Genomic DNA, 23,236 nt, shown 5'->3' with positions numbered 1-23,236 from the left:
TTGCCTTAGGTTTAGGAATGGCGTCATGTTCAACTTCTTGGAACCTTTTCGGATGCTATAACCCGACTGGCTACTGTGGTGGGAAAAGCAGTCCAGATCCCGACCGCATTGGTGGTCCCTCCTGGTTTCTTTGGCAAGCAAGTGCTGAGGAAAGGCTGGCATACTATCAAAATATTTGTAAGGAAGATCAGCCTTTGGCCTCGAAAGATGTAAAGTCATGCGCGATTCAGAATATTCGACAGAATGCACATCACTACTGCGTCCTTTACAACTTGCCGCCGACAAGGCCCAAAGATGATGCTGAAGAAGCAGCACGAAATAATAACTACGAAAACTGCAAAAAAGATGTCTTGGGACAGTACGGATTATGACCAGTCCTTACTATAGCGTTGCGCTTTGAACTTGAGACCGCCCAATAATCACACGCGGAAATTGCGATCCTTGTGCTTTGTGAAGTGAGATGCAATATCCTAGCTCCATTGATTCCTGGACAGCCTGAGTTAACACAATCTCGCTTCCGATATCCAATCGCACCACGCCAAAAGATTTTTCTGTAGTCTCAGACGAGATTAAAGTAACTAACGACTCATTCTGGATACCTGAATCGTAATTATTCTCCGTAAACAACACTGAGTCGCCACAGCGGATTTCGCGGAAGAAACGGTCACCTTGCAGCTCAAATTCCATACGTTGCCCACTTGGATTCACCGCTGCCTGTACGCGCTGATTAATATCAGCTACGAGCGCTTTAGTTGCGCCGACGATGCGGCTACCGTCTGGAGCCTTAGCAAACAACGCAGTGCATTGTTCGGCAATGTTGTTTTGGGATGTCTCGTGGACAAAAACTGCACCTACAGACAGTTGGTTTGGTTCGCGCTCTCTAACTGTGAATTACATTAATAAAAACGACTAAACAAAAAACTGCACGACTGGCATACTGCACTTAAGAAAAAAATAGGTGCTAATATTTGCATGGCTAGTCGAAATCTAATCACTAATTTTGAAGAATTTCCTCACGATGGTCGCCACTGGATGATACGGTGGGTAGATGGGTACCAATCGCATGAGGGACGAACATCAACCCCCTCTGTTGGCGTCAAGCTTTGTCCAGTAAGCTCGAACCCAAACAAACAAGAAATCTGCAAGCCTGCCAGCCTGAGTGAAGAGATCCTGGTACGCGCACATACGGGAATAGTTCCAGAGCTTGTTTTAGGTACCATATACAAAAATGGGCGCCTAATTGGTCGCGCTAATGCTCAAACTATTAATATTAATGCAGATTTAACAGATAACAGTTCTAGAATTGTTAAAGCAAACGATATCATGCCTGAAAGGCCAAGTTGGTGGAAAGATGAATTCCCATACCGTTGGATAGGGCAGTCAGAATACAATCTTGGAAAAGACTTTTCTAACAGCTACTGCGTTGTAATTCAGCAAGCACAAAGTACCTATATAATCCCTTGCCACGAAGTTTTTAGGGCCCTCATGGCACCCTCTTCTGAGTTCGCACTAGCATTAACAACGGGGCCATGGGCAACAACTAGGGAAAGAATTGTTAATATACAAAAAACTGGAACAATTTCCGATGACGAATGGTTGGTAATTTTAAGAAAGAGAATTAAGGATAAGTTTGCTGATAATGCAGCGAATCTCACTATTTCTGAACATGGCATTCAAGCAGCTAATGCTATTTATGCTAATGCCTTAAGGGCTACTGGTGAGTCTTATATATATGCAGGCATTCCTTTTCTAGTTAACAATTTTAAATTTTCTGTACGTGCAGTTCAAATACAATCAGAACCTAACAAATATCTTTGCTTGGAGATAATCTCAGCAACGTGGCCTTTTAGTAACTTGACAATCCACCATGGTCGCGACAATAGTGGCGAGACAGGCAAAGACACTATAGATTCAGATAAAGATAAGCCTTGGCCAAATGGCAGTCAGAACAACAGCAGCCCAAATGATGATTTAGCGATTTCTTCTAAAGAAGATCCTGCAGCGAATTCTGGGCTTGATGAAATCAGCTCTTTAGGGGTTGCTTGGAAAAACAAACCAGAATTAAAAAAAATTGAAAAAGAGGTTAGTTATAAATACCTTACAGGAAAAGTAACGCCTATTGAAAATCAATTTTTCAAGTATGGCACTTCTGGATTACCGACGCATGGAAATACAGAAACAAAGGAGGTTTCTGCGGAACAGGTCGGCCAAACAAACATGCCTTATAGGTTTTTGCAGTTAAAGAAAATGTTGAATCTGCTTCGCAATAAAAAAATAATAAGTAATCTTTTCTGCTATCAGCCACAAGAAGGCGGTCTGTTTAGAGATAACATTCTGACTTGGCCATTACCCAAAAGAGTTATAGACGAGTATCAAAAAAAACACAGAAGGGACAAATGGACCACGTTAACACTTTCAAAACATAGAAGCGTTTTAGTTTATCATTTTGACTACAGCGGAAGTAGAGTATTTCTTCTTGAAATTGAATGTAGAGAAAATGAGGGTGGGTACTGTGCGTTACTGCTTGAGATAACAGAAGAAAACCATCAAGCGACTATCAAAAAAGTTATAAACCACATAGCATTTTTCCGTGGAAATTTAAAAGGAGCTGAAAGTAAAATTCGAGCTTCTTCGGGTGTTTTAGATATGAAAACATGGGTACACGCATATAATAAAAAGCAAGATAGCAGTTCATCTATAAAGCCACTTAACCATGTAAGCTTCACCAAAGCTTTAAGAACGCTCACAGGCGAATAAAGACTAAAGTAATTTAAAATATATAAGCTAGGTGAAACGTACCGAAAGACGTCATCCAGAGGGCGGTTTTTGTAAGAGGCTACTTTAGCAGCCCTTCCGAAAGCCGCAATTCATGCTAAACAGCATTGCCCTCTTGCACCTTCAAACAATCCTGCCAGATTCACTATGCGACGATTTGGTCAGCCTCTGCGTGCCAGAAGAGACAGATATCCAGCGAAGCTATGTGGGATGCATCGACTCAACACGAATCGCCAAACAGGCACTACAGAGCGGGCGAGGAGTACTAGATCTTGTACGCGAAGAAGGGCTTTTAGACGACGCTACGCTGAGTGAAATTCAGCGTCCCGCGAACATGATTGCTTCGAGACAAGCAACACGAGTTACGCCGGTCAGCGGGTAACTTCCTTGTTTCGATAAGAGTAAGTGACCTGCCTAGATTTAAACCTTCAAGTGGCAGGTCACAGTAAGGTTATAATTACTTTACAAAAAAGTTAATGACCTATCTAGCCCAACAAGCCCTTAAGCGCTTCTTGTGCAGCATTATTTTCGTGCCCCACAAAAAAAGGATTATCTTTTATAACAGCGTTTTTCGCTAGATTGAGTGGTTGGAATGGATCTGAGGTAATATCAATCTGATAGTCCCTCAGAGATCTACCAAACTTACCCAGTGCAATGCATGTGACAGAATTAGCGCCTGCTTTACGCAAAAGTGCGGCGGCTACACCGAAAGACACCCCATGAGTAGTACAGTCATCTACCACTATGACATTACGCCCGGTGAGGTTACCGCGATATTTAGGGTTTAAATGAATAGTTTCTATCTGTTCGGTGGGATCAAGTCGATCTGTTCTTGAACCAGCTGACGACCGCTTAGTTGATGGTTTATGACGCACAAACAAGGGCTCTCCCTTTCTCGCCATACGAACTTTTGATACAGTTGTCCTTAAGCGATGCGTAAAATCGCTGAGTACCTCGCTATCACTGTTATCGCTAGCTGACGAAGGAAACACTCCCCAAAAAAGCTTTGGAAACGAGTCAACACCCTGAGTTAGCAGAGATCTCGCAACCATTGCAAGTAAGGCATTCAATCGAGGCCCCCCTTGTTTTATAGTACTAGTTAGATGCGCGCGAAATTGTTTTTGATCAAAGTCTTTTCCGAAAGTAGATAGATCTGAAAGAGCATGTACAGAATACGAAGCGCCTTGGCCATTGAACCACCACTTGCCATCCCACTCCGAAGTTAATCGAAGGGTTTCCTTAAGAGAACGTGCACAATCCACTTGAATACCGAGCTCAGACACTCTTGGGTCATTTGACCAACCGGCTGCAACCATAACCGCTTTACCATTCTTACCCATGGCAATGTCAGCTTGCGATCCAACTAGCACTAAGACATCTTGCGGCGCGATTTTTAGCTTTTCGGCAGTTCTTTTAATAATCCCTCCATTTTGCCGTCCTAGCTCTTGCTTAAATATTACACCGGTTTCGGCAAATAACTCATCAAACCAACCCGGTTTGGCGTTATTTGAGACAATCCCAACCTTATGATTATTTTGAGCTGCTTCTATCAAAACCTGTGCAATAGAGGGATCGGGGTCACCATTAATTAGCAGCGCACTGGGAGAGGTTACTATCAACATAGGCTTCTTTTCATATTGTTAAAGTGACTAGGAACTACCTAAATTTCTAAATTCTGTTGCACTGGTTCGGTCGCGATATCTTCTGATTGCTCGGAATCCACTTGCAATGAGGAGGTATCCAAATCCAGTAGCGCTATAAGCTGCTCGGTTTCTCTAGGTATCTCAAACGATGTTGCGCCACGTGCACGCTCCGAAAAAACCATTTCTGGTCGGGCTTTTGCTGTTCCTGGCAGGAATATATTGACCACTTTTCTTTGGTATTTTGAAGCATATTCAACAGTGTGAGCTGTGCCGCTCTTTATTTTCCATTCAACTGGAATAACAAACTCAGAAAGGCCTGCCTGGATTCGATTTCGCCTCACAAAGTTCTCACCAGAATAAGATTGATGTGGCAGGTATTCTGTTATGACTGCCCCGCCATTCATCAAAATTTTCTCACGGATCTCTTGAGAGCCTTTGGGGTAATCAAGGAATATTCCATTTCCTAAAACCGCCACTGTGGGCAAGCCATACCTGAGAGACTCCTGATGAGCAACTTGGTCGATGCCAAAAGCGAGGCCAGATACTACCGTTCTCTCTGAATGTGCAAGTGTTGCGACAACGTAGCGAGCCAAGAACTCACCATCCTTTGAAGGCTTACGAGTGCCCACAACAGCAATTGGACGATTATAAAGGGTTCGAATATCCCCTTGGATAAATAGCCAGCGCGGCCCATCTTCAATTTCTTTAAGCCTGCCTGGGAACTCCTCCTGATCCCGAAAGACTAGCCGTGCTCTATATTTGGCCAGTTCCCTGGCTAGCTGAAGGCCAGCCTCCCAGACTCTATGCTGCCACTCTTCAGGACTTTCACCGTCCAGCAAAAGTGATACCTTCAGCTCTTTTTCAAGAACAGAAATCGGTGAATTTTTGAGAAAGTCTTTGAACCCTTTCCCGGGCAACATCAGACGAAATAGCGTCCAGTACCCAACACCTTTGATAGTCGATAGCGCAAGAAAAGCTACGACTTCATTACGCCAAAAATTGGCACCACGATCCATGCCTTACATTCCCAGTTAGCCGCTTTTTTCGTTATCCATAGTAGAGACTACTTGAATTCGGGTTCGCGCAGAAGAACCTGCCTACGCCAGTCGTACCTTTCACGTCACTTTTTCTTATTAAGCACGTACCCTGGATTCATAGAATAAGCGCAGCACTTTGGACCACAAGGTAGAGGCAGGAGGGCCAGCGCCGGTACCCTCTCTGCCTTACCTACCAAAGTGAAGCAGAGCATGGGATACCGACAACTGACCCAGATCCAACGATACCAAATTTTTGCCTATCTTGAGACCGGCATTAGCCAGCGAAAGATAGCTAAGGCCATTGGTGTCCATAGCAGCACCATTAGTCGCGAGATAAAGCGCAACGGTCTGACCAGTGGTTATGCGCCTGAACAGGCTCAATCGGCAAGTGATCAGCGCCGACGCACTGCCTGGAAAGTGACGAAGCGGCTGCCCAGCCTGATTCGCTGGGTCACTGACCAATTGATGGACGAATGGAGCCCTCAGCAAATCAGTGGCTTCATGGCCAATGCCAACGGGGCCTGCGTAAGCCATCAATGGATCTATGCGTTAATCTGGGACGACAAGAAGCACGGTGGAACATTATGGAAACGGCTCCGACTGCCACGCCAGCGGCGCTACCAGCGCCAATTGGCTAAGCGGGCGGGGTTAGGCAAAATCCCGCACCGAGTAGGCATTGAGCAGCGCCCTGCCAAGGTGGAAGAACGGCGCCATATCGGACATTGGGAAGGCGACACGGTGCTTAAGGGCCACAAAGAATCTGGACTGGTGACCCTGGTCGAAAGACGCAGTGGCTACCTCTTGGCAGCGCGGCTGCCAACAATCACCGCCACTAGAACGGCTCAGGCAATGACGCGGTTATTGGCACCACGCCGAGGGGCAGTGCACACCATCACTTTGGATAATGGGTCGGAATTCGCTGAGCACCGGAAAGTTGCCAAGGCCGTCTCGGCTAAGACCTATTTTTGCGACCCGTACCGCTCATGCCAGCGTGGTACTAATGAAAACACCAATGGTCTGATTAGGCAGTATTTTCCTAAAGGTACTGACTTCCGCAAAGTGACCAATGCCGAGCTACGAAGTGTCGTCAATAAGCTAAACGATAGACCAAGAAAGCGGCTGGGATACCGAACCCCAGCCCAGGTGTTCTTAGGTGAATACTCAGGAGCACTAGAAACCGCAGGTGCTGCACTTATTAGTTGAATCCAGGACTGAAGGTCATTCCACTGCAATTTAGAACTTTTGTATTCTTGGCAATGCCAGTAATGACCCTAGCCCATAAGCCCCCATGGGTGACAGATATTAGCAATATTGTTAAATGACGAAGGCAGCTTCATGCCTACAACAATACGGCCTAGTTAGTTCATGTTACCCAGGCCAAGAAGGCGCATCCGGTAGTGACAATGGCCTTTGATCAAGGCCCGCCCTGACTCTTTTTTACGACACATCTTGCTCAAAAATGTCCAACAGCCTCGCGCTAAAAGCGCTTTATTGGCCACTTCAGAGCAGATCATGATTAGAGTTTGCTTCCGACGTCGTCACGAAAATAATCCTCTGATGCAACTAGGCCAAATGTGCTGTTCGGCTCGTTAGCCTCTATCCCAACCTCCTCACTGAATAAATTTTGTATACGTCGCTCCTGTTTTAGGTACGCAACTGTGCCAAAAAAGCAACTCTCACAGAGATGTAGTTCGTAGCGCTCGCCATCGTGCTTAGCCCCGTATCCCCAATGAGCTTGGAGCGTCGCAAATTCAAGCCCAACATTCGCTACCCGAGTGGAGCATAGGCATACATCGCACATCACATCGGTGACGGAATCGATTTCCACCTTTTCAATAATTTTCATTTTGATTCTCCTACATTATTCAATCATCTATCTCCCAGGCCCAATAATCTGAAGAATTGAATGATCCGGTTACACCATTGGCTGCCACTAGATCATGATGGAACCCCAATGAGGGTGGTAGTCGCTATTTCGTACAGCACCCGGTTAGGCCTAACAGGATTCACTAAGCCTTTCATCGCCGCCTATTACGCTGAACGCTTCCGCTATCAGAATACGCTCAGAAACGGCTTGCGAATGAATGAAAATAATGACACTTTCCCTTGAAACACTAAGAAATAGTAGGGAATGGTAACGTATGGCAATTTACCAATATGAGCTCAGCAATGCTTCATTTCGTAAGCAACAACGGGTTTTTTCATCACCAAGCATCGGTCGACCGACTGCTTTCTTGAGCCATAGTCACAAAGATAACCAGCAAGCATTAGGCCTTCAGCAAATGCTCATTGAACAAGGGTGGGATATCTACATCGATTGGCAAGACCAAAAGATGCCGGAACGCCCTGATGCAGAAACCGCAAGGCGAATCAAGAATGCCATTGTGCATGCCAATTGGTTCCTTTTCCTGGCTACTGAGAACTCCATGTCATCACGATGGTGCCCTTGGGAGATTGGTTACGCTGATGGAAAGAAGAATCTCAATAACATCGTCATCGTTCCTACCGTCGACTCATCAGGTCGTCATCATGGCAATGAATATTTACAGCTTTATTCCCGTATCGACACCACACCAAACGGAGCATTAGCCCTATACGACCTTCAAGGGCACAGTCGTTGGCTGAGAAATATCTGATTATGCCTTACAAAAACCTGACGGGAAGCTCAGAATGAAACGTGATCAGTTACGGCTCGTTGACACCCTTTCAAAAGAGCTAGAAGAAGGAAATCTGGCTATTTTTGCGGGTGCAGGCTTTTCAAGAGCAGCAGGTTATGTCGACTGGAAGTCATTGCTCAAGCCAATAGCTGATGAGCTTGATTTAGACGTCGATAAAGAATGGGATCTAGTTACGTTGGCGCAATACCACACAAACGTCAATGCGACCAACCGAGCAAAACTCAATCAGCTACTGGTGACTGAGTTCTCAATGACGGCGGAGCCCACTGAAAACCACGCGATTCTGGCAAGGCTGCCTATTCCGACCTACTGGACAACCAATTATGATCGTTTGATCGAAACGGCGCTTGAAAAAAACGAAAAGATAGCTGACATCAAACATACCAATAAGCAATTGGCAACGACACGGCCGAAACGTGATGCAATTGTTTATAAGATGCATGGTGACATCGAGCATGCCGCTGACGCGGTGTTGACTCGCGATGACTATGAGCGTTACCACGTCAATATGCAGCCGTTCATTACAGCTTTAAGCGGTGACTTGGTTTCTAAAACCTTCCTCTTTCTCGGCTTCAGCTTCACCGACCCTAATCTAGAATATATTCTTAGCCGCGTCAGGATTCAGTTTACTCGAGATCAACGACAGCACTACTGCATCCTGAGAAGAGCTAGCAAGGGAGAGAATGAAGACCTTGCTGACTTCGAGTATCGCCAACGTAAGGAAGAGCTTTTCACAGGAGAGCTGCTCCGTGTAGGGATCAAAGCCGTTTATGTTGATGAGTTTTCTGAAATTACTGACATTCTGCGTGCCATCGAGCATCGCCACAAAAGAAATACAATCTTTATCTCTGGTGCTGCTCATGACTATAACCCGTGGTGCAAGGCTGAATCAGAGCAATTCGTTTATCATCTGAGCAGGGCCATTTGCAAAGAACAGTACCGAGTGATCTCAGGGTTTGGCCTCGGTATAGGTAGCGCAATCATCACTGGCGTGCTTGAACAAACTGTTATGAATGGTGGCCGTCTCGACAACGACCAGTTAATTCTTAGGCCCTTTCCACAAAGCAAGACTGGGGAAAGGCCTCTGAAGGAACTGTGGACAGAATATCGACGCAATATGCTCGCTCATGCAGGCGTTGCTATTTTTATGTTTGGCAATAAGCTGGAAAATGGCGAGTTAATCCTTTCTGACGGAATGCGTGAAGAATTCGATATCGCTGTAGCGAAAGGCGTTTTTGTAATTCCTGTAGGTATTACAGGCTCGATGTCGAAATTACTGTGGAATGAGGTTATGAAGTCTTATCAAGAATCTCAGCACGAGAATGGTAAAAAGATTACACCCTTGTTGGGTGAACTAGGCGATAAATCTACATCACTTGAACGCGCTCAAGAAGTCATCCTCCTCCTCTTACGGCTCATCTAAGGTGTCCCCATGGCTAGAAAGGTTTTCTTTAGTTTCCAGTACGACGACGTTCTGAGAGCGATGAATGTCCGTAACAGTAACGTGATCAATGCCAACCCTAAAGTTGGATTCATCGACAAAGCAGAGTTCGAGAAGTTAGAGCGCACAGGTGATAGCACGGTAAAAGCATGGATAGATGCCCAGCTTATCGGTACGACTGTGACAGTCGTACTTATAGGTGCCAATACTGATAAAAGTAAATGGGTAAAATACGAAATAGAGAAAAGTATCAAACGGGGCAACGGATTGTTGACTATAGATATTAGTAAAATCCCAGATTTCAATAAACAAACAAGTGACTTCTGCGGCATGAAGATCCAAGGATACAAGCACTACCGCTGGAATACAGATAATGGTCGTGAAAACCTTGGAGTATGGGTTGAAGAAGCCGCCAAGGCTGCTGGAAAACCTTGAGCGATATTTAAGCGACCACACCTTTGAGCTAATTAACGAAGATGAATTCTGATGCCCCGCCTGAAATCATACAGGCTACCAGGGGACCTATTCACCAAGCGATCCTGCGTTTGAACCCTTGTTTTAGCGGAAAAATGTCACGTGCTAACTGCTCGAATTATCCTGAATCGGATCAGGTGTCTTTGCCATCCATCAGAATAAGCTGAAGTACCACTGGCTTAGTTGCTGCCAATTGGGTTAGTGGCACACATATCGCCAATCGTTTTTAGTTTCATTGCATAACGGATTGTTGTAAGCCATTGCTTACAAACGCTGTGGTCAATCGCTTACATAAAAATGGCTTGATAAAGGCTAGGGTGAAAGTGTGACGCCCAGGATCGCCGCTTTAGCACGTCGAATGCGTCACAACAGGGATGTGATTATTGGTAGTGAAAAGAGGTAGGAGTGCCAGGGATGGCAGCTCTTTTCTAGGTTTTGGCCACTGCTAGCTCTTCCCAGCGTGTGGTGTAGCGTGGTGTACGGTGCTCGCAACGCAATTCCCAAGCATTCTGTTTGCGAGGCATGCCAATCCGGACGGTATTTTTTCCGTGTTCGCGATTGAGCTTATCGAGCGTGGCCATCAATTTTTCATTACGAGCACGTTTCTCGTCACTGATCGGTTCGGCGAGCAGCCCTAGTTGTTCATTGTCGTGATCGCACAAATCAATGAGCATAATCCCGCATTTTTGGTACCAGATGTCTTTTTTAAAAATTCTTTCTAGCCCTGCCATGGCAGCTTTGATGAGCTCGCGGCTATCATCGGTGGGGTGAGGTAGCGGTATTACTAACCGTTTACTGTAGCTCGGCAGATCTTGCCGAAAGCGATTGGTGTGAACAAACACCATCAATGCCTGCGCCAAGCCGTTTTGTCGTCGTAGCTTTTCACCAGCACGTGATGCGTGCACGCGTAGGGCTTCGTGCAGATCGGTTTTGTTCGTCGTGAGCCGGCCGAAGGAGCGGGACACCATGATCTGTTTTTTTGGTTGGCTCATGTCGTCGAGTGATATGCAGTTTTCGCCCCTCAACTCATAAACCAGACGTTCCATGACCACACTGAAATGGCGCCGCAAATGCTTAGAGCTGGCGGTGCGCAGCTGCCAAGCATTCTCTATGCCTAGAGTATGAAGCCGCGCTGCACTGCGACCTGCTACCCCCCATATCTCATTAACGGGTAGCTGCTCCAGGAATTCCCGGGTGTCGCTGCTGTTAGGGTCCATCATGGCCACGCCATTGAAAACACTTTCTTTTTTAGCGCGGTGATTGGCAATTTTTGCAAGCGTTTTGCTAGTGCTTAAGCCAACGCTAACCGGAATACCTGTATCTCGCTTAACTTGCTGTCGCATTAATTGGCATCGTTCTTCTAATGTGTCTGGTTCAAAGCCCTCAAACGATAGAAATGACTCATCAATGCTATATACATCCACGTGAGGCGTATGCTGTGAGAGAACATCAGTAACGCGGCTGCTCATATCACCGTAAAGCGCATAATTTGAGCTGAGCAATGTGCATTGTCGACGAATATGCGGATCAATCTGATGGGCAGGCATTCCCATTGCCACACCTAAGTTTTTGATTTCTTGCGAACGCGCGACCACGCAGCCGTCGTTATTCGACAAAACGCCGACAGCTTGGCCTTCCAACCTGGGAGCAAAGACTCGTTCGCAGGAGACATAGAAATTATTGCAGTCGACCAAGGCAATCATACGGTGAAACCGGGTGCTAGCGGTTGGATGCTATGGGTGGCCACACCCCAATTGTGACAATCATGCCCAGTGAGAGGGATGGGCTTAAACTCTGGGTTAGAGGCCACCAAATACGGCCGACTGCCCATGATGCTTAGCTTTTTACACGTCAGCTCGCCGTCCACGCTCATGATCACGATATGGCCTGGCTGAGGATTGATAGACCGGTCGACAATTAACAACGCATTATCTTTAATGCCATCGCCTTCCATGGAGGTGCCTTTGGCTCGCAGAAAGAACGTTGCACTAGGGTGCTTAATCAAATGGGCAATAAGATCTAATTCGACCTCGACATAATCGTCTGCGGGACTCGGGAAACCAGCGCGGACTTCGCCACCCGCTAAAGGCAGCCTTAGCGGTCGAGCCATGGTGTCGACGCGTCCAAGAATGGTGAAATGCATACTCATGCCATGCTCCCCATCGCTCGCCATGTGCCTGGTAGATGCACCTCAATGTTTTCAAGCGGTGCGAGTAGCGCGTCTTGTTCAGTCCCCCAAACCGCCAACAACTGCGTACCTTCCTCTCTCAAATCATCCCGTTGAAGAGGAAATCCTCCAACGATAACTGGAAGAGTACGGGGACTACTGAATGGCCGTTGCATAGACCGTGGGTAAGTTTTCTTGCTCATAAGCGCCTCCCTATATAGCTGTTAATATATACAGTATTAAGGGCTGACAATAAGCGATCAGCCTAGTGAATCGCAAGCACTCTTCTTCATTCGTTGGTCTTATCGTGTTGGCAAGCCCACCTTATTTTGACGGTGGTTAGATGAGGGCACCACGATTTTGGTGCGTAGGCTGACTTGGATGGCCAATTCTCGTCTATCCTGCAGCTATGTGCGGACGATTTGCTTTATTCACCCCGATACCTGAGCTGACCAAAAAGGTCGGTGCGGTTATGTCTGAGCGCGACATTCGACCGCGCTACAATGTGGCGCCGGGTACCTGGATCGCGAGCATACGGCAGGCGTCTGAGGACTCTGCTCCCACGCTTGAAGAGGTGTGGTGGGGATTTCGCCCATCGTGGGCCAAAGGGAAAGGCACGCAACCCATAAATGCGCGAGTTGAAACCGTTGCGACTAATAACTTTTTCAAATCGGCATTTGCTAAACACCGGTGCCTCGTACTCGCTGACGGATGGTACGAATGGATCAAGAACACGCCCCCTAAGCAGCCTCATTATCTGTGCCGAAGGGATCGAGAGCCCCTATACTTCGCCGCTATCTACGCAGAACGGGATGATGGAGGTCTAGGATGTGCCATTCTCACCGAGCCAGCTCGAGGCAGTGCTGCCGATGTGCATGACAGGATGCCGTTAATTTTGGACGACGACAGTCTTGAACACTGGCTTGCTACTGACCTGACGGATAAAGAGACAATCCGCAGCATGGTGCGGCATATCGATGCGGGACTAGTTGAACATTGGCCGGTTAGCACGGCTGTTAACAAACCTTCCGAGGGACAAGGTGATGAGCTGATCAATCCTCTCTAGCGTTTCTGATCTTGAGATTGATAGTTTTCCAGCGCTTTTATCTATCCGCTAGGTTGTAGCCATAGGAAGGAAGAACAAATTCAAAGTGAGGAGCCAACAAAGCTATCTCACTGGTAGGTTGAACACCGTAAGGTGGTTAGACGTTATCCATCATCGGCCGCTTATGCATGGCTAGCCTCAAGTACCACGACGATCACTTCCGCGACGGCTAACTTATTAGTATAGCCCCCAGGATAATGGACCAGAGTACATACCCAAAATAAGGGTGCCTAAGATTATGACCACGCCAACTAGTTTGCGCGAAGCTGAGATGGAAGCAAGAGCGCGTCGAGCCGTGATGGAAAGCGGCGATTGGTTAACTGTCGATGAGATATTGCAGTTGCCAGGCGTCCGCTCACGTGGTGATAGTGTTCATCCTGCTCAGTGGAAACAACAAGGTGATATTTTTACTATCAATGACCACGGCACCGATTACTACCCAGCGTTTGGGCTTGAGAAGGATGCTGGCTACCGACCGTATCGCGTCATGTCGAAAATCATCGACATCTTCAAAGAGGATAAAGACGGATGGGGAATGGCCTTTTGGTTTCAGTCGATAAACAGCTATCTTGGCGGGCTAAGGCCCCGGGATCTGATAGCTACAGACCCTGATCTCGTTATTGATGCCGCTCTAGATGAGGTGCGAGGAGTCACACATGGATAGTGAGTAGACCAATATGGGGTAGTGGCAATAACAATCGACACGCTTCAAACGAGCAAAAAAGATAATCAGAGCTCCCCCTAAAGGTGACTTAAGTTATTATGAAGAGCTATCCGTGGAAAGGGGCTATGTCATGTGCAATGGGTCGCCCGCTATACCCCCATAGGGCCATGCCTTTACCGGCGTTGATGTTAGTCTGAATATGCTCACGTGGGTTTAATAACCATTATTTGCGAGGCTACTCATGTCAGCATCAGCCATTTCGCCTCAAAAGCATAGGAATAATGGGCGCGACTACCTGATAGCAGAGGTAATCCATGCTTCACTAAAAGCCTGAGAAATTTGACTCCCCATCATGTATGAGTGACGCCAAAAGCAACCTAATTCACGCTCTGCCGATAAAGCGGGAGGAAGCTCCATCACTGCTAAATGATCCGGTAAATGTACATCTCTTACCCAGCCATACGGCAATAATGCATGACCATAACCTGCGGCAACTAAAGCCATTCGATGCTCAACACCAAGGCCATATGTACGAGTCAAGCCGGAGCTTAATAATTTACTTAAGCCTTCAGTAATTAGCGATGGAACAAAATCATCCTCGCTAAGTGGTAGTAATCCAGGCTCACAGAGCATAAGAGGATGGAGTTCAGGCTGAAGTTTATCGGCTCGCACTAGTAAGACAAAGTGTTCCTTGAATAAGCTTGTATATGCCATCCCCTCAGGAACCGACTGTGCTGCACTAATTAGCAAATCAATTTCACGGTTCTGTAAACGCCGTAACAGACCTTGATGCTTGCCACTAACCAACTCGACTTTAGTTTTACCTGAACGGTGAGCACAAATCTGGATAATCCGTAACAAGTTATCCGGTGCCAGTGAGGAAATCACTCCAATACGTAAGGTTTGCCCAAAGGGAAGAGCTAAGCCATCATCACGTAACCCCTCAAGCCGAGTCACGCCTTCTAAAATTACGGCGATTAAGTCTAAAACTTCCTTTCCAAAGGCAGTGGGTGTTATTTTACTCCCCCTTTCAAAAATGGGCTGTCCGAGAATTTCCTCTACTTTTTTTACTTGATAAGACAAGCCCGAGGTCGAAATACCCATGTCTATGGCCGCATAACGAAAACTACGTTTCATTGCGACGGCCTCAACTAAAAGCAAGTCACGCACAGACACTGCTGCTAGCTTGTTCGAAATTACTTCACGCACCGTCATAAACATTTCGATTCCAATTGATGAAACACTGGCTATAATATTTTTAATCAAAATGATAGTCAATCTCATTCTTAATTGGAGAGGTTATGACCTCAATACCCCGTTGCTTTGCCGTGCTAGTAGCGACAACTTTGTTATCAGGTAACTTGTCAGCGCAAGAATTTAACTTTACTGATGTAACCGGACAGGAAATTAAGTTAGAAGCCCCTCCTAGACGTATCATTACTCTGCCCAATCCAGCTGCAGCTACCTTCATCGCAATAGATGGTTCTACCGAGCTGTTAGTGGGTATGAATGAGGGCTCTAAACGAGCCTTTGAGAGCGGTATGATGAGCGTTATGTTTCCTGAAGCTGTTGATATCTCCAGTGACATTTTGTCGGAAAACGGTGGTTGGATGCCCAACGTAGAGGCCATCGCAGAACTTAAACCGGATTTAGTCATCCAGTGGGGTGAGCGCGGCGATGATATCGTAGCTCCACTTCGCAATGCAGGTTTGCCCGTTGCTCTAATGGTAGGCGGTGGCAATGCGGGTACAGAAGAGCTGGCCCGAGCCAATATGAAAATGGTGGCTGATATCACGGGTAATACTGAAAAACTGTCAAAGCTTATTGATTGGCGTGACCGTGTACAAAGTGAAATTACTACTGGTTTAAAACAAGTAGGCTTTCATGCAACACCAAGCATTTTGCATTTGCGCTCTGCCAAATCCAAGTTGACTGCTACTGGTGAGAAAAGTTATCAACAAACCTTCATCGAGCTGGTTGGCGCTAAAAATGTAGCTCAAGGAGCTGGCGTACAAAGCACTGTTAGCGTGGAACAGATTCTTGAATGGAACCCAGATATTATCTTACTTTCCGCAGCAGAGACGGATGCTGGATTAGAAGCGATATACGACGACCCATTACTTTCTCGCTTAAATGCCGCCGTACAAAAACGCGTTTATAAGACACCTCAAGGTGGATATATCTGGGATAGTGCTTCCCATGAAAGCCCCTACACATGGATGTGGCTGGCCAATCTTACTCATCCCGATATTTTCTCTTTTGACCTACGTCACGAATTAAAAGAAGGCTTCAAATTACTTTATAACTTTGACCTATCGGATGAGCAGATAGATCGAATTCTGCGTATTGCTATGAACGGCGACAGTCACGGTTATCAAGTGTTTCGTAAACAATGAACACATATACGCGATCGATTCACTCGTCCTCAGAAATGGTTGAGCCAGTTACCCTGAGCACTTGGCGTGCTAGTCATTGGCCTCTTTTGTCCCTACTGCTTATAGCGACTGTGCTAATCGGGCTATCAGTAGGTCGATACAGCGTAGCGCTAGATGAGATTGTAGCCATCCTATATGCAGCCTTACGAGGTGATAACTCACAGCATATGGATGCGTTGGTGATCTTGAATGTACGCTTGCCGCGCATATTATTGGCAGGAGTATGTGGGGCTGGGCTTGCCATCTGCGGGGTAGCCTTACAAACCTTATTTCGTAACCCTCTCGTTTCACCTAAAGTGCTAGGTTTATCCTCAGGTTCAGCATTAGGAGGATCACTGGCAATTTTGGCTGGAGTAGGGGGGCCGCTACTGATGGGGGCTACGTTTGTATCAGCATTTGCTGCTCTGTTTTTAGTAGTGCTGATTTCAAATATGGCGGGTCGTACTTTGATGACTATTGTGCTTGCTGGAATTGTTATTGATGCTTTATTTGCAGCAGGTATTTCGTTAGTTCAATATGCCGCGGATCCAGAAACGAGTTTACCTGCCATCGTCTTTTGGCTGATGGGAAGCTTTGCAACGGCGAGTTGGGAAAAATTTGCACAAACTGCTCCTATACTCATTGCCAGCATTTACCTACTGAATAGAATGCGCTATCGCATTGCTGTACTCGCTATGGGTGACGACGAAGCTAAGTCGTTTGGCATCCATGTTGCACGCTCCCGGATGATCGTCTTCGCGTTGATTTCTATCATTATCGGCGCCTGCGTAACCGCATCGGGCGTAGTGGGGTGGGTAGGACTCGTAATCCCACACTTTGCTCGTATGTTAGTAGGCGAAGATCACCGCCGGCTCTATTTCACGAGTCTTATGCTGGGTGCCACTTTCATGATTTTGACTGATACGTTGGCTCGTAGTTTAACTGCTGCAGAGATTCCTTTAGGCGTACTCACAGCTCTAGTTGGCGCCCCCGTCTTTGTGTACTTACTATGCACTCGTCGACGTGAAAGGGCTTAATCATGCAAACCGTCTTTACCTCTCATCTCAGTTTAACTGGAGCGTGCGTACGTTTTAGTGAACGTGTGATTTTTCAGGATTTAAGTTTTAACGTACAAAAGGGCGAAACGTTGGCCATTTTGGGCCCAAACGGACGCGGTAAGACTACGTTGCTAAAAGCTCTATTAGGCTCACAACGTTTAGATCAAGGACAACGGCAGGTACCCCACCTCATCGGCTATGTACCTCAATACCAATACGGTAGTGAAAACCATTGTTGCCTCGATGTGGTACTCATGGCACGAGCCGCCTTGCTTCCCATGTTCAGCCTTCCTTCACAGCGGGATCGTAAGCTAGCTCTTGAAGCATTGGAAAAAGTAGGCGGAGGGCATTTTGCTTATCGTTTATATGGCTCTCTATCCGGCGGCGAGCGCCAATTAGTGTTGCTTGCTCGTGCTTTAGCTACTGGTGCTGAGGTACTCATACTTGATGAGCCGGCTTCAGCTTTAGATTTAGCTAATCAGGACTTATTGCTTAACGTCTTATTCGAGTTACGCCGAGTACGTAGCCATTCGGTCGTTTTTACCACTCACCATCCGCAACACGCTCTGCATCTCGCAGACAAAGTACTGCTGATGCACACCAACGATCAGATTAAATTTGGTCCAGCTGATGAGCTGTTAACCGAGTCTGAGTTATCCCGTTTATACAACGTCAGACTACGCCGTCTAATGGTGCAAACGGGAGAACATTTTCAAAGCACAATCTGCCCGGTTTTTGGAATACGTGAACCGGATCAAGATATGCCCATTTCTTATCCTCTAAACAAAGGTAAATACAATGAGTAACGATACAATCTCCTATCTGGAAAATGGACATGAATTTACAGTCCACTTTGATGAGTTATTAAAATACCACGGTGCCGGTTATCCGGGTGGTGTAGCCCACGGGCTAAAAGTTATGCAGCGAGCCTGGCCCTTGCTAGATAATGGTCGTTTGCCTGAACGACGTGAAATTCGCTGTGTCACAGCCTTTGGAGGCCCAGGGGGTAGAGATGCGATTGAGTTTGTTACCCGCGGTCTTACTGAGGGTCGCTACATTGTTGATAACTCAGTAGGGCTCGAAGAAGAAGAGTCCCCCGGTGGTCGTTATTACTTCCGTTTCGAGTACCGTGGCACCGCTGTTGAAATCACCATCCGTCCCGGACACGTACGCCCCGAGTTCATTCAGTTAGCACGCAAGAAAGACCGCTCACCAGAAGAAGAGATCATTTTGGCTGAAATGAAGCTCGAAATGGGAGAACGCTTGTTAGTCCAGCCCGCAGAAGATATTTACAACGCTACCGTATTATCGTAATAAGTCATAGCCATGAGTCAAGAACGTCAAACTTGGCTCGGGCTACTTGCCCGAGCTAACCGAGATTATCTGGAAAATATCTGGGCTACTTACAATCCGGGTGTGCCTATACAAAAACTCGCTGGCCCTGAAACGGGGTTGGTGCAGCTCAATACACAAGCTTGTAAGGCCTCAGTGTCATTTCAGTTTGGTGAGGCTTCTTGTACTCGCTGCGTAATCGCTATTGGGAAAATTCAAGGTTACGCAGTACATTTGGGCTCCGATCTACGCAAAGCGGAGTTAGCGGCCTATCTAGACGCCTTTCTACAAACGGCCCCCTCCCACCAACGTGAGCTGGTGCTGCACCCTATACGCCAACAGTTAGAGCTAAAAAAGGCTGAGAGGGAGCAGCTGACGGCTGCTACTTCTGTACGTTTCTACACCACACAAAAAACTTAGAATCATGAAAATACCTTTACGATCTGAGCACAGACATGACGATGAGTTACATCGGCAGACGCGTACTTATCGGCGACTACTGCATGCCTTTGGTTACCCAATGCGCATACAGCAACTAGAAGAGCGTGCTATTCATTGCATCGTTGACTGCCTTCTAGACAGCCAAACGACGGTAGCTATTGAGGTGGAAAATAAGGAATTAACAAGCCGTATTTTGAATACAGGCGCAACCTTGAGCCAAACTCCCGAATGGGTTTTTGCAGGTTCTCAACGGCATCACTTACAACATATTCCAGCAGGAAGCCGTGAGGCGCCTGAAAGTGGGGCAACCCTTGTCATGGAAATAGCCGCCATATCACCTACAAACGGGGGGCTTGCTATACGAGCCACCGGTGCAGGACTCAACAAACCACACACTTTATATTTTTCAGGGTTACATCAAAATGTAGTCATTGATCATATTGCTTTTCGTGCCGATTACCCGCGTGGAGTGGACCTACTACTATGCGCTGACACGCAGCTGGTTGTATTACCACGTCACTTAACTTTGGAGATCATTTAATGTACGTACCAGTAAAGGGTGGTGAACAAGCAATTGCTGCTTCCCGTATAGCCGTAGAACGGAGTCGCCGAGGCGACGACACAATCCCCGAGATTGAAATTAATCAAATCATGGCACAAATGTCGTTAGCTCTTGATCGGATCATGAGTGAGGGGGGCTTATACGATCGACGTTTTGCTGCTATTGCCTTTAAGCAAGCTCAGGGAGACATTGCCGAAGCGGTATTTCTCGTACGTGCTCATCGCGCGCAATTAGCCAATTTTGGCTCAAGCCAAAACATAGATCTAAAAACAATGCATTACAGTCGCCACATTTCCGCCACGCAAAAAGAGTTGGCTGGAGGGCAAATTTTAGGCGCCACTTACGACTACACCCACCGCTTACTGAATATGGATTTAGAACACTCTCGCCCTCAGTGCGAGTTACCTAAATCAGTGATAACAGCTCCCTCATCGCCCTCTAGCTCTGAGCCACTGTACGCAGATCTTATCCGCACCGAAATATCTAAAGCTCCGATAGACATTACGCGAACTGTTTTGCCTTCTTTACCTGATCCTTGCGAGCGTCTCGCTCATCTCGCTCGTGGCGAAGAAGGCTACTTAACTGGATTAGCTTACGAGAGTTTGCGTAAAGCCTCAACGAGTCATCCCTATGTAGCGCAATTAATGAGAGGGAGCGTTGAAATATTCGTAGAGCTGGAAGACCTCAATTTAACCGTATCCATTGGTGAGGTTGAGTTAACTGCCTGCACTACTGTGGCTCCAAATTTTAGCTCATCTCCACATTTAGAAGCGGGTTTTGGTATTGCTTTTGGAGCTAACGAGCGTAAAGCCGTCGCCATGGCAATCGTAGATCAGCACTTTAAAATTGAGGGTGCTACCAGTGATGCACTCATGCATACCGACGGAGTCGCTGCATCCGGCTATGTCAGCCATTTGAAATTACCTCATTACTCTGACTTTGATGCTGATTTAGCGCGTTTACGCCGAGTTCAGGCTAAGGAGGAAATATGAATTATGCCTACCTTGATCTACCGTCCAAACAAGAAATACGTCGTAAAACCCTAAAAGCACTCTGTCTACCTGGACGTCAAATACCTTTCTCAGCTCCTGAGCTACCCATTGCCTATGGTTGGGGGGTAGGAGGCATGGCTATTACCGCTGCCTTATTAGAACCGAATGACACGTTAAAGGTAGTCGATCATGGTTCGGATGATACCGTTAATGCCCTGAATATCGCGGATTTTTTTACTAAAACGGCAAACATATCAATTACGACAACAAGCTCAAAGGCTACTCTCATTCAAACGCGTCAGCGAGTCCCTGAAAGCCCGTTGCGGGAAGAGCAAATTGTGGTGTACCAAGTTCCTCGACCTGACCCTCTACGTGGATTTATTAATGATGCGGCCGAAGCACTGACACGGCACGCACATCATGATTACGGTGTCGTGTTAAGCGCTCTATTTGAAACATGGTTGCAACAAGATGAGGCGTGCTTAGGATACGACCACCCTGTGATTGTTAATGATGGGGTCTTAATGTCACCGTCGCCTATTCCTGCTATGGATAACCCCCGCATGGCGATGATGCCTGCTATTCAGATTTTTGGCGCCGCACGCGAGCGACGAATTTATGCATTGCCTGCCTATACACCCTTAGCAAACTTAGCTTTTGTTGACCTGCCTGCTAGCCTGAAAAAAGTCGATACAGCATGTTGTATCTGCGGCTCATCTATTCATTATTTGGATAATATTGGTACGTCAAACACCCCCCATTGGGTATGTTCCGACTCCGAAGCATGCAAGGAGCGCGCTCATGTTTAGCTTGCCAGATCCCGTGCTGACAGCACAGGCTATCTCACTTGAAATAGCTGGGCACCGTATTTTGTCGGATTGTCACCTCAAGCTTTATCCTTCCGAGGTTCTCGCTTTAGTCGGCCCCTCAGGTGCTGGAAAATCAAGTCTTCTGAATATACTTGCTGGACGACAGCTATCTAACAACTGTCAGGCTCTTTCCCTTTTAGGCCAGGATTTACTACGTACCAGTCTTTATCAAACTAACCTTTTACGTCGGCGGGCGTGTGGCTATGTGGCTCAGGATGCCAGCACAACCCTAAACCTGAGACAAAGTGCCGCCACTAATATCGTACGTCGTCTTTTTGATTTAGGTGACAACCGTGCGGTTGATGCACTCAAACAAGCACAAAAATGGGGCCAGCGACTTGGTTTATGTCCAGAACGATTACATGAGCCAGTGAAGAACTTTTCGGGAGGGATGCGCCAACGCGTACAAATCGCTGCGGCCATGATCCATCAGCCGAGCATTTTATTTTTAGATGAACCCACTGCTGGTCTCGACTCAGTCGCTCAAGCAGATTTTTTAGATGTGCTCTCTAATTTGAGAAACCAAACACAGACTGCCATGGTGTTTGTGACTCATGACTTACGTCTAGCTCGACTCATTGCTGATCGGGCCATCGTGATGGATCAAGGCCGCATCGTCAGCGAATCCATTATGGATCGTTTGCTTACTGAGCCTGAGCATCTCATCGCCCAAGCTCTTGTTAAGGCAATGATTTAATGAATAAACCAACTGTGATTTTGCAGTATGAAGGCAATGGCATACATCATGGGCCACTTCGCATAACGGCACAAACAGGGCAGATCGTACAGATCTGGGGAGCGTCAGGCTCAGGAAAATCGACTTTGCTCTCACGAATTTGGGGAAGTCGAAGCTTAGGAACGGCACACTTGTGCATACGAACCCACGATCAGCAGTTCACACCAAGCACAATGACACCCGCCCACTTTGCATTTCTACGCTCACGATTAATGTCGTACGTAGGGCAACATCCTACCGTACTACCTCGCGAAAAACTTGTGGATTGGTTTGCTCTAGTCCCCACAAAGACAGTACTCGACGGACTAAGACTGCTGGACCTCTCTCCTAGCTTACTCTCTCGCTATGCCTGTGATGTCTCTGGTGGTGAACTACAGCGTTTTATGTTGCTTCACGCTTATTTTTCTTCTCCTCCAATCTTACTTTTAGATGAGCCCTGTACAGGATTGGATCCAGAGCGTAGTCATCAGGTGAGCACGCTTTTATTACAGGCTAAAGCCGCTCAGAAACTGGTTATTTACACCAGTCATACGAGTGCCAGTTGGGTGGATCAGTCAATCTCTTTAGACGGTTAAACCGTCTACATTTAATTTAACCTGGAAAAGTACTCATAATGAAAAAAATTTTATTGGGATCTGCGTTGAGTGTAGGTTGCCTAAACTTCGTTCATGCCGATACCTCAGTCACACTGGTAATCCCCCCACCAAACCGTAGTGCTTTAAAGTAGAATTTCTCGCAAAGGAAATTCAATGAAAAAGTCTCCCGCTTTGGCTGAGTGAGCGGCTTATTAATGCCTACGCCATACAACATTTAATAAAAAAGAGGAGGGCCAAAAAGAAAAAAAATCT

The 23,236-nt window shown here is 46.7% G+C and carries 25 protein-coding genes; 18 read left to right on the top strand and 7 right to left on the bottom strand.

Features of this window, described 5'->3' with window-relative positions; translation table 11 throughout:
- Positions 1-381 precede the first annotated feature (381 nt).
- Positions 382-687, bottom strand: a complete 306-nt coding sequence (locus tag ACT3R7_RS03300) for a hypothetical protein (protein ID WP_496198812.1) — start codon at positions 685-687, stop codon at positions 382-384.
- 285 nt (positions 688-972) lie between these two features.
- Between ACT3R7_RS03300 and ACT3R7_RS03295 the strand changes: the two genes are divergently transcribed.
- Both ACT3R7_RS03295 and ACT3R7_RS03290 read left to right on the top strand, forming a co-directional pair.
- Positions 973-2,757: a hypothetical protein gene (locus tag ACT3R7_RS03295; RefSeq protein ID WP_096277126.1), complete on the top strand. Its 1,785-nt coding sequence runs from the start codon at positions 973-975 to the stop codon at positions 2,755-2,757.
- A gap of 112 nt (positions 2,758-2,869) precedes the next feature.
- The gene (locus tag ACT3R7_RS03290; RefSeq protein ID WP_096277124.1) at positions 2,870-3,157 is read left to right on the top strand and encodes a hypothetical protein; all 288 of its coding nucleotides are present in this window, start codon (positions 2,870-2,872) and stop codon (positions 3,155-3,157) included.
- Positions 3,158-3,260: 103 nt separating this feature from the next.
- Here the strand turns inward: ACT3R7_RS03290 and ACT3R7_RS03285 are convergent, their stop codons facing one another.
- Positions 3,261-4,397, bottom strand: a complete 1,137-nt coding sequence (locus ACT3R7_RS03285; protein WP_192526916.1) for a hypothetical protein — start codon at positions 4,395-4,397, stop codon at positions 3,261-3,263.
- 38 nt (positions 4,398-4,435) lie between these two features.
- Entirely contained in the window at positions 4,436-5,434 is a 999-nt protein-coding gene (locus ACT3R7_RS03280) for a DNA-processing protein DprA (protein WP_086961193.1), read from the bottom strand.
- 231 nt (positions 5,435-5,665) lie between these two features.
- Between ACT3R7_RS03280 and ACT3R7_RS03275 the strand changes: the two genes are divergently transcribed.
- Entirely contained in the window at positions 5,666-6,658 is a 993-nt protein-coding gene (locus ACT3R7_RS03275) for an IS30 family transposase (RefSeq protein ID WP_096277122.1), read from the top strand.
- Between the two features lie 313 nt (positions 6,659-6,971).
- Here ACT3R7_RS03275 and ACT3R7_RS03270 read toward each other — a convergent pair whose 3' ends face one another.
- A complete protein-coding gene (locus ACT3R7_RS03270) occupies positions 6,972-7,301 on the bottom strand; it encodes a hypothetical protein (RefSeq protein ID WP_086961195.1) in 330 nt (109 codons plus the stop codon).
- Between the two features lie 295 nt (positions 7,302-7,596).
- Here ACT3R7_RS03270 and ACT3R7_RS03265 point away from each other — a divergent pair, with 295 nt between their 5' ends.
- From ACT3R7_RS03265 to ACT3R7_RS03255, 3 genes are read left to right on the top strand one after another with little or no spacing between them, the layout of a single operon-like run.
- The gene (locus tag ACT3R7_RS03265) at positions 7,597-8,091 is read left to right on the top strand and encodes a toll/interleukin-1 receptor domain-containing protein (protein ID WP_096277120.1); all 495 of its coding nucleotides are present in this window, start codon (positions 7,597-7,599) and stop codon (positions 8,089-8,091) included.
- A 34-nt stretch (positions 8,092-8,125) separates the two neighbouring features.
- Complete coding sequence (locus ACT3R7_RS03260; protein ID WP_192526915.1) at positions 8,126-9,556, top strand: SIR2 family protein; 1,431 nt, start codon at positions 8,126-8,128, stop codon at positions 9,554-9,556.
- A 9-nt stretch (positions 9,557-9,565) separates the two neighbouring features.
- The gene (locus ACT3R7_RS03255; RefSeq protein ID WP_096277114.1) at positions 9,566-10,009 is read left to right on the top strand and encodes a TIR domain-containing protein; all 444 of its coding nucleotides are present in this window, start codon (positions 9,566-9,568) and stop codon (positions 10,007-10,009) included.
- Between the two features lie 467 nt (positions 10,010-10,476).
- Here ACT3R7_RS03255 and ACT3R7_RS03250 read toward each other — a convergent pair whose 3' ends face one another.
- Together ACT3R7_RS03250 and ACT3R7_RS03245 are read right to left on the bottom strand one after the other, a co-directional pair.
- Positions 10,477-11,751 (bottom strand): Y-family DNA polymerase, encoded by a 1,275-nt coding sequence (locus ACT3R7_RS03250; RefSeq protein WP_096277112.1) that lies wholly within the window; start codon positions 11,749-11,751, stop codon positions 10,477-10,479.
- Positions 11,748-12,197, bottom strand: a complete 450-nt coding sequence (locus ACT3R7_RS03245) for a LexA family protein (RefSeq protein WP_225734540.1) — start codon at positions 12,195-12,197, stop codon at positions 11,748-11,750. Before ACT3R7_RS03245 ends, ACT3R7_RS03250 begins: the two co-directional genes overlap by 4 nt.
- A 427-nt stretch (positions 12,198-12,624) precedes the next feature.
- On the opposite strand from ACT3R7_RS03245, the gene ACT3R7_RS03240 reads away from it, so the two are divergent.
- Together ACT3R7_RS03240 and ACT3R7_RS03235 are read left to right on the top strand one after the other, a co-directional pair.
- Positions 12,625-13,281 (top strand): SOS response-associated peptidase, encoded by a 657-nt coding sequence (locus ACT3R7_RS03240; protein WP_096277108.1) that lies wholly within the window; start codon positions 12,625-12,627, stop codon positions 13,279-13,281.
- Positions 13,282-13,558: 277 nt separating this feature from the next.
- The gene (locus ACT3R7_RS03235; protein ID WP_443605972.1) at positions 13,559-13,984 is read left to right on the top strand and encodes a hypothetical protein; all 426 of its coding nucleotides are present in this window, start codon (positions 13,559-13,561) and stop codon (positions 13,982-13,984) included.
- Positions 13,985-14,275: 291 nt separating this feature from the next.
- On the opposite strand, the gene ACT3R7_RS03230 is transcribed toward ACT3R7_RS03235, so the two are convergent.
- Entirely contained in the window at positions 14,276-15,262 is a 987-nt protein-coding gene (locus tag ACT3R7_RS03230) for a LysR family transcriptional regulator (protein ID WP_225734538.1), read from the bottom strand.
- Positions 15,263-15,285: 23 nt separating this feature from the next.
- Here ACT3R7_RS03230 and ACT3R7_RS03225 point away from each other — a divergent pair, with 23 nt between their 5' ends.
- From ACT3R7_RS03225 to ACT3R7_RS03180, 10 genes are read left to right on the top strand one after another with little or no spacing between them, the layout of a single operon-like run.
- Complete coding sequence (locus ACT3R7_RS03225; RefSeq protein WP_096277102.1) at positions 15,286-16,380, top strand: ABC transporter substrate-binding protein; 1,095 nt, start codon at positions 15,286-15,288, stop codon at positions 16,378-16,380.
- The gene (locus tag ACT3R7_RS03220; protein WP_096277100.1) at positions 16,377-17,435 is read left to right on the top strand and encodes a FecCD family ABC transporter permease; all 1,059 of its coding nucleotides are present in this window, start codon (positions 16,377-16,379) and stop codon (positions 17,433-17,435) included. The genes ACT3R7_RS03225 and ACT3R7_RS03220 overlap by 4 nt, the downstream gene beginning before the upstream one ends.
- 2 nt (positions 17,436-17,437) lie before the next feature.
- The gene (locus ACT3R7_RS03215; protein WP_016239116.1) at positions 17,438-18,262 is read left to right on the top strand and encodes an ABC transporter ATP-binding protein; all 825 of its coding nucleotides are present in this window, start codon (positions 17,438-17,440) and stop codon (positions 18,260-18,262) included.
- Positions 18,255-18,770: a hypothetical protein gene (locus ACT3R7_RS03210; RefSeq protein WP_019282989.1), complete on the top strand. Its 516-nt coding sequence runs from the start codon at positions 18,255-18,257 to the stop codon at positions 18,768-18,770. Before ACT3R7_RS03215 ends, ACT3R7_RS03210 begins: the two co-directional genes overlap by 8 nt.
- Before the next feature lie 12 nt (positions 18,771-18,782).
- On the top strand, positions 18,783-19,208 hold the full coding sequence (phnG, locus tag ACT3R7_RS03205) for a phosphonate C-P lyase system protein PhnG (RefSeq protein ID WP_081194694.1): 426 nt from the start codon (positions 18,783-18,785) through the stop codon (positions 19,206-19,208).
- Between the two features lie 4 nt (positions 19,209-19,212).
- A complete protein-coding gene (gene phnH / locus ACT3R7_RS03200; RefSeq protein WP_048766753.1) occupies positions 19,213-19,770 on the top strand; it encodes a phosphonate C-P lyase system protein PhnH in 558 nt (185 codons plus the stop codon).
- Entirely contained in the window at positions 19,770-20,783 is a 1,014-nt protein-coding gene (locus ACT3R7_RS03195) for a carbon-phosphorus lyase complex subunit PhnI (protein ID WP_016239120.1), read from the top strand. Before phnH ends, ACT3R7_RS03195 begins: the two co-directional genes overlap by 1 nt.
- The gene (locus ACT3R7_RS03190; RefSeq protein WP_048766754.1) at positions 20,780-21,592 is read left to right on the top strand and encodes an alpha-D-ribose 1-methylphosphonate 5-phosphate C-P-lyase PhnJ; all 813 of its coding nucleotides are present in this window, start codon (positions 20,780-20,782) and stop codon (positions 21,590-21,592) included. Before ACT3R7_RS03195 ends, ACT3R7_RS03190 begins: the two co-directional genes overlap by 4 nt.
- Positions 21,585-22,349 (top strand): ATP-binding cassette domain-containing protein, encoded by a 765-nt coding sequence (locus tag ACT3R7_RS03185; RefSeq protein ID WP_016239122.1) that lies wholly within the window; start codon positions 21,585-21,587, stop codon positions 22,347-22,349. The genes ACT3R7_RS03190 and ACT3R7_RS03185 overlap by 8 nt, the downstream gene beginning before the upstream one ends.
- On the top strand, positions 22,349-22,963 hold the full coding sequence (locus tag ACT3R7_RS03180) for an ATP-binding cassette domain-containing protein (protein WP_016239123.1): 615 nt from the start codon (positions 22,349-22,351) through the stop codon (positions 22,961-22,963). Before ACT3R7_RS03185 ends, ACT3R7_RS03180 begins: the two co-directional genes overlap by 1 nt.
- Positions 22,964-23,236: the final 273 nt, after the last annotated feature.

This window comes from Halomonas sp. AOP43-A1-21, assembly GCF_052376775.1.
Taxonomy (GTDB): Bacteria; Pseudomonadota; Gammaproteobacteria; order Pseudomonadales; family Halomonadaceae; genus Vreelandella; species Vreelandella colorata.
Note: the sequence above shows the minus strand (reverse complement) of the source record. Positions and strands in the feature narration are given on the sequence as shown.

What these genes read in the sequence shown, in the direction of transcription:
- ACT3R7_RS03300 (WP_496198812.1), bottom strand. Translation starts at nt 687, where the DNA reads ATGGAATTTGAGCTGCAAGGTGACCGTTTCTTCCGCGAAATCCGCTGT.
- ACT3R7_RS03295 (WP_096277126.1), top strand. Translation starts at nt 973, where the DNA reads ATGGCTAGTCGAAATCTAATCACTAATTTTGAAGAATTTCCTCACGAT.
- ACT3R7_RS03290 (WP_096277124.1), top strand. Translation starts at nt 2,870, where the DNA reads ATGCTAAACAGCATTGCCCTCTTGCACCTTCAAACAATCCTGCCAGAT.
- ACT3R7_RS03285 (WP_192526916.1), bottom strand. Translation starts at nt 4,397, where the DNA reads ATGTTGATAGTAACCTCTCCCAGTGCGCTGCTAATTAATGGTGACCCC.
- ACT3R7_RS03280 (WP_086961193.1), bottom strand. Translation starts at nt 5,434, where the DNA reads ATGGATCGTGGTGCCAATTTTTGGCGTAATGAAGTCGTAGCTTTTCTT.
- ACT3R7_RS03275 (WP_096277122.1), top strand. Translation starts at nt 5,666, where the DNA reads ATGGGATACCGACAACTGACCCAGATCCAACGATACCAAATTTTTGCC.
- ACT3R7_RS03270 (WP_086961195.1), bottom strand. Translation starts at nt 7,301, where the DNA reads ATGAAAATTATTGAAAAGGTGGAAATCGATTCCGTCACCGATGTGATG.
- ACT3R7_RS03265 (WP_096277120.1), top strand. Translation starts at nt 7,597, where the DNA reads ATGGCAATTTACCAATATGAGCTCAGCAATGCTTCATTTCGTAAGCAA.
- ACT3R7_RS03260 (WP_192526915.1), top strand. Translation starts at nt 8,126, where the DNA reads ATGAAACGTGATCAGTTACGGCTCGTTGACACCCTTTCAAAAGAGCTA.
- ACT3R7_RS03255 (WP_096277114.1), top strand. Translation starts at nt 9,566, where the DNA reads ATGGCTAGAAAGGTTTTCTTTAGTTTCCAGTACGACGACGTTCTGAGA.
- ACT3R7_RS03250 (WP_096277112.1), bottom strand. Translation starts at nt 11,751, where the DNA reads ATGATTGCCTTGGTCGACTGCAATAATTTCTATGTCTCCTGCGAACGA.
- ACT3R7_RS03245 (WP_225734540.1), bottom strand. Translation starts at nt 12,197, where the DNA reads ATGAGTATGCATTTCACCATTCTTGGACGCGTCGACACCATGGCTCGA.
- ACT3R7_RS03240 (WP_096277108.1), top strand. Translation starts at nt 12,625, where the DNA reads ATGTGCGGACGATTTGCTTTATTCACCCCGATACCTGAGCTGACCAAA.
- ACT3R7_RS03235 (WP_443605972.1), top strand. Translation starts at nt 13,559, where the DNA reads ATGACCACGCCAACTAGTTTGCGCGAAGCTGAGATGGAAGCAAGAGCG.
- ACT3R7_RS03225 (WP_096277102.1), top strand. Translation starts at nt 15,286, where the DNA reads ATGACCTCAATACCCCGTTGCTTTGCCGTGCTAGTAGCGACAACTTTG.
- ACT3R7_RS03220 (WP_096277100.1), top strand. Translation starts at nt 16,377, where the DNA reads ATGAACACATATACGCGATCGATTCACTCGTCCTCAGAAATGGTTGAG.
- ACT3R7_RS03215 (WP_016239116.1), top strand. Translation starts at nt 17,438, where the DNA reads ATGCAAACCGTCTTTACCTCTCATCTCAGTTTAACTGGAGCGTGCGTA.
- ACT3R7_RS03210 (WP_019282989.1), top strand. Translation starts at nt 18,255, where the DNA reads ATGAGTAACGATACAATCTCCTATCTGGAAAATGGACATGAATTTACA.
- phnG (WP_081194694.1), top strand. Translation starts at nt 18,783, where the DNA reads ATGAGTCAAGAACGTCAAACTTGGCTCGGGCTACTTGCCCGAGCTAAC.
- phnH (WP_048766753.1), top strand. Translation starts at nt 19,213, where the DNA reads ATGAAAATACCTTTACGATCTGAGCACAGACATGACGATGAGTTACAT.
- ACT3R7_RS03195 (WP_016239120.1), top strand. Translation starts at nt 19,770, where the DNA reads ATGTACGTACCAGTAAAGGGTGGTGAACAAGCAATTGCTGCTTCCCGT.
- ACT3R7_RS03190 (WP_048766754.1), top strand. Translation starts at nt 20,780, where the DNA reads ATGAATTATGCCTACCTTGATCTACCGTCCAAACAAGAAATACGTCGT.
- ACT3R7_RS03185 (WP_016239122.1), top strand. Translation starts at nt 21,585, where the DNA reads ATGTTTAGCTTGCCAGATCCCGTGCTGACAGCACAGGCTATCTCACTT.
- ACT3R7_RS03180 (WP_016239123.1), top strand. Translation starts at nt 22,349, where the DNA reads ATGAATAAACCAACTGTGATTTTGCAGTATGAAGGCAATGGCATACAT.